Genomic DNA, 4,407 nt, shown 5'->3' with positions numbered 1-4,407 from the left:
GGGCGGCGGGAGACTCCGCTGCCGCTGCCGCTGCCGCTGCCGCTTCCGGCGCCGACGCCGCCGCGGGCCGCGCGGCCTCCCGTATCGCCTCTGCCGCCGCGTCCGCGTCCGCCGGGCGGTCCTCCGGATCGCGCGCCATCAGCGCCAGTACGAGCCGGTCCACCGCCGCCGGCAGGCCGTTCACGGCCCGACTCGGCCGGAGCGGCGTGTCGTTGAGGTGGTTGTACATCACCTGCGCCGAGGTGCCGACGTACGGCGGCCGCCCGACGAGCAGCTCGTAGAGGACGCAGCCGACCGCGTACAGGTCGGTGCGGGCGCCGCCCGCGTCGTCGCGGAAGCGCTCGGGGGCCATGTACAGCACGCTGCCGAAGGGAAGCGCGCCGGTGCGGGTCAGCCGCTGGTCCAAGGACCCTTCGAGGAACCGGGCGATGCCGAAGTCGAGCACCTTGACGGAGTCGTCGTCGGCCACCATCACATTGGCCGGCTTGATGTCGCGGTGGACGACCCCCGCCGCGTGCGCGGTGGCCAGGGCACGACAGATCTGCTCGGCCCAGCTCAGCGCCTTCTCGTACGGGACGCGCCCGTCGTCCTTCAGCACCCGCTCCAGCGTCCGGCCCCGCACCAGCGCCATGACCAGGTACGCGACGCCCTCCCGGTCACCGATCTCCGCCGTCCCGTGGTCGTGCAGCGCCACGACATGCGGGCTCTCCAGCGCCGCCACTGCCCGCGCCTCGCGGTCGAAGCGGGCCAGCATCTCGGCACGGTCCGCCTCATCGGTGCCCGCCGGCGGCGCGAACACCTTGACCGCGACCTCGCGCCCCAGCCGCGTATCCCGGGCCCGCCACACCTCGCCCATGCCGCCCGCACCGAGCAGCTCGAGCAACTCGTAACGCCCGTCGACCAACACCCCTGACAGCCCACCGCCCTCGGGCACAGCGCCGCCCCCCTCCCCCTGGACCTGACGGGGAGATGACGTGCGCGGGGGCCAGGTGGTTCCCTGATCAGCCGGGCTCGTGGAGCGCCTTCACCTGGCGCCACTTGTCGCCGTCGCGGCGGTCCACCCACACCGGCGGGTGCGCCTGCGCGTCCGCCAGGGTCGTCCAGGCTCCGGTCAGCAGGCCCTTCGGCTTGACCTTCGACAGTTCCGAGGTGAGGCGGCTGCGGGCGAGCTCGGGGTCGTTCCCGGTCCTGACCGACTTCGGGACCCGGGCCCAGGCCGCGAGCATCGCCAGGGTCGCGTCGTACTCCTCGGCGGTGTACGGCGCGACCTGCCACGCGCTGTCGAGAGCGGTCTGCACCTGCTCGGCGTGCTTGCGGTCCGGGTCGCGCACCGCGCTGTAGTAGCCGCGGGGGGACAGCCAGCCGTCCGGGAAGGAGGCCGTGCTCTCCGCCGCGAGCTCCCCGGAACACAGCGGGGCCTCCGGATCCCAGGCCGCCTTCGGCCCGGTGAAGCCCGTCGCGTCGACCGCCTTCGCCCACGCGGTCAGGTCTTCCTCGTAGTCCGCCTGGAGGTAGACGGCGTCCGGGGCGTACTCCCGGATGCCCTTGCGGAGCAGGGCCACCGACTCCTTCTCGAAAGAGACGTGCTCGATCCGTACGTCGATCTTCGCCGCGCGCAACGTCTCGATCAGCGCCCGGGTGGAGCCGGAGTCGCTGTCGCCACGCACGTACACCTTGCGCACCCCCGGCTGCGCGGCCAGGTGGCGCGCCATGCCTTTGCCCATGTCCGTCTCCGTGGCGGCCACACGGAAGATGGCGGGGTCGGCCACGTCCGGGTCGTAGTGGTTCTCAGCCCGGCAGGTGCGGATGATGGCCGGGACGTCGCCCGGGCTGCCGGGGGTGATGGCCTCCATCGGGTCGTCGCCGACGACGCCGATGAGGCCGGGCTTCCGCTCCACCCACCGGTCGGGTTCCGCTGCGGAGTCGACGCCGGTGACGTCGATGCCGGCGCCGGCACCGCCGCTCCGTGCGACGGCTCGCTCGACGGCCTCGGGGAGGTCCTCGTCCTCGGGGTTGCCGAGATCGTCGTGGCCGGTCAGCGTGCCGATGGAGTAGGTGCCGGAGAAGACGGGGGACTTGGAGGCTGTCGGGGCGTGCGGCTCGGGGTCGTGCGGCGCGGGGTCGTCGGCCGCCAGGCCGATGGCGACGAGGCTGCCCATCGCGGCGATGACCGCGGCGATGGAGAACACGGCCTTGCGGCGGGACCCGTGGGGCTTCGTCTTCGGGGCGTCGGCGATGGAGAGGGGGCTGGGTGCCGGTTCGGGGCGCTTGTCGTGTGGGGGCGTCTTCTCGAGTTCAGACGCCTTCTCAAGTGCAGGCGTCTTCTCGAGTTCAGGCGTTTTCTCGGATGCGGGCGCCGCCTCGGATACGGGCGCCTCCTCGGGTACGGGCGAGGGCTCCTGCCTCTGCCCGGCCTCCCGTATCGCCTCCGCCGCCGTCTCCGCGTCCGCCGGGCGGTCCTCCGGATCCCGGGCCATCAGCGCCAGCACGAGCCGGTCCACCGCCGCCGGCAGGCCGCTCACGGCCCGACTCGGCCTGAGCGGGGTGTCGTTGAGGTGGTTGTACATCACCTGCGCCGACGAGCCGACATACGGCGGCCGCCCGACCAGCAGCTCGTACAGGACGCAGCCCACCGCATACAGGTCCGTACGCGCATCCCCGGCGTCATCGCGGAAGCGCTCTGGCGCCATGTACAGCACGCTGCCGAAGGGCAGCGCCCCCGTCCGGGTCAGCCACTGGTCCAGGGCAGCCGCCTCCACGAAGCGGGCGATGCCGAAGTCGAGGACCTTGACGGTGTCGTCGTCGGCGACCATGACGTTCGCCGGCTTGATGTCGCGGTGGACGACCCCCGCCGCGTGCGCGGTGGCCAGGGCACGACAGATCTGCTCGGCCCAGGTCAGCGCCTTCTCGTACGGGACGCGGCCGTCGTCCTTCAGCACCCGCTCGAGCGTGCGGCCCCGTACCAGCGCCATGACCAGGTACGCGACGCCCTCCCGGCCGCCGACCTCCGCCGTCCCGTGATCGTGCAGCGCCACCACGTACGGGCTCTCCAGCGCCGCCACTGCCCGCGCCTCGCGGTCGAAGCGGGCCAGCATCTCCGCGTGCTCGGCCGCATCGGTGCCGCGCGGTGGCGCGAACACCTTCACCGCCACTTCGCGCCCCAGCCGCGTATCCCGGGCCCGCCACACCTCGCCCATGCCGCCCGCACCGAGCAGCTCGAGCAATTCGTAGCGCCCGTCGATCACTTCGCCCGTCTCGGCACCATCCCCGGACAACGCGCTTCCCCCTCCCCGTTTGCCTGCCGAAGAGAGACGTGCGACGCGTGGGGCCGGTTCCCTAGGGTGGGGCCATGGAGATCTGGATCAACCCTGCCTGCTCGAAGTGCCGCAGCGCCGTGAAGCTGCTGGAAGCGGAGGGCGCCGGCTACACCGTCCGCCGCTACCTCGAGGACCCGCCCTCGGCGGCCGAGCTGAGCGAGGTGCTGGAGCGCCTCGGCCTCGAGCCGTGGGACATCGTCCGCACGCAGGAGGCCGCCGCCAAGGAGCTCGGCCTCAAGGACTGGCCGAAGACGGCGGCGGACCGCGACCGCTGGCTGCAGGCGCTCGCCGAGCACCCGAAGCTCATCCAGCGCCCGATCATCACCGCGGACGACGGCAGCGCGCTGGTGGCCCGCACGGACGAGGCGGTACGGGAGGCGATCGCCCGCGGCTGAGCCTCCTGCGCCCTCCCGCTCAGGTGCGTACGGCCATCAGCAGGCCACTCGACCACGCCAGCCGTGCGGTCCGGAGGCCGGGGCGGGACTCCAGGTCGGCGATGAGCCGGTCCACCGCCGCGCGGTGGTCGGCCGGCCAGTCGGGCTGCGGGGTGAGGTCGTCGATCAGATACGTGCCGCCGGGGCGGAGCAGCGCCAGGGCCGCGTCGCGGTGGGTGAACTTGCCCGGCCAGGTGTCGGCGAAGACCAGGTCGAAGCCGGGTCCTTCGTACGCCTCCAGCCAGCCGCCCCCGTCCTCCGTCACGAAGCGCGCCCGGGCGTCGGCCGCCAACTCGGCGCGGGCGACGGCCTGCACCGCCGCGTCCAGCTCCACCGAGACCAGCGTGGCGTCCGGCGCCGCGCCGGACAGCAGCCAGGCCGCGCCCTCGCCGACGCCGGTGCCGAGCTCCAGGATGCGGCCGCCGGGGCCGGTCGCGGCGGCGAGCGCGGCCAGCAGGGCGCCGGTGCGCGGCTCGCAGGACATGGTGAAGTCAAGGCCCTCCGCGGCCGCTTGGACGCGGGCGAGCGCGGGTGGGGTCCGTAGCGGAGTGTCGTCCATGGTCGTGATCATGCCAGCGGACGGCAGGGCGCGGAGAGGGATTGACGGGAGCGGGGGCGGGCAGCGCATACGCTGGCCCGTATGTCTGTGAGGCTGC

General features: G+C 73.5%; 4 protein-coding genes. 1 reads left to right on the top strand and 3 read right to left on the bottom strand.

The window, feature by feature from the left end:
- On the bottom strand, nt 1-934 hold a 934-nt coding region (locus G5C51_RS40135; RefSeq protein WP_165245590.1), incomplete at its 3' end, for a protein kinase domain-containing protein.
- Between the two features lie 67 nt (nt 935-1,001).
- Nucleotides 1,002-3,275 (bottom strand): protein kinase domain-containing protein, encoded by a 2,274-nt coding sequence (locus G5C51_RS40130; RefSeq protein ID WP_165245588.1) that lies wholly within the window; start codon nt 3,273-3,275, stop codon nt 1,002-1,004.
- A 74-nt stretch (nt 3,276-3,349) separates the two neighbouring features.
- Between G5C51_RS40130 and G5C51_RS40125 the strand changes: the two genes are divergently transcribed.
- The gene (locus tag G5C51_RS40125) at nt 3,350-3,712 is read left to right on the top strand and encodes an arsenate reductase family protein (RefSeq protein ID WP_165245586.1); all 363 of its coding nucleotides are present in this window, start codon (nt 3,350-3,352) and stop codon (nt 3,710-3,712) included.
- Between the two features lie 19 nt (nt 3,713-3,731).
- On the opposite strand, the gene G5C51_RS40120 is transcribed toward G5C51_RS40125, so the two are convergent.
- Nucleotides 3,732-4,310 carry an O-methyltransferase gene (locus G5C51_RS40120; protein WP_165245584.1) on the bottom strand — a complete coding sequence of 193 codons (579 nt, stop codon included), beginning with the start codon at nt 4,308-4,310 and terminating at the stop codon, nt 3,732-3,734.
- Nucleotides 4,311-4,407: the final 97 nt, after the last annotated feature.

Origin of the sequence: Streptomyces coryli, from assembly GCF_011044975.1 — a bacterium.
Classification (GTDB): domain Bacteria; phylum Actinomycetota; class Actinomycetes; order Streptomycetales; family Streptomycetaceae; genus Streptomyces; species Streptomyces coryli.
Note: the sequence above shows the minus strand (reverse complement) of the source record. Positions and strands in the feature narration are given on the sequence as shown.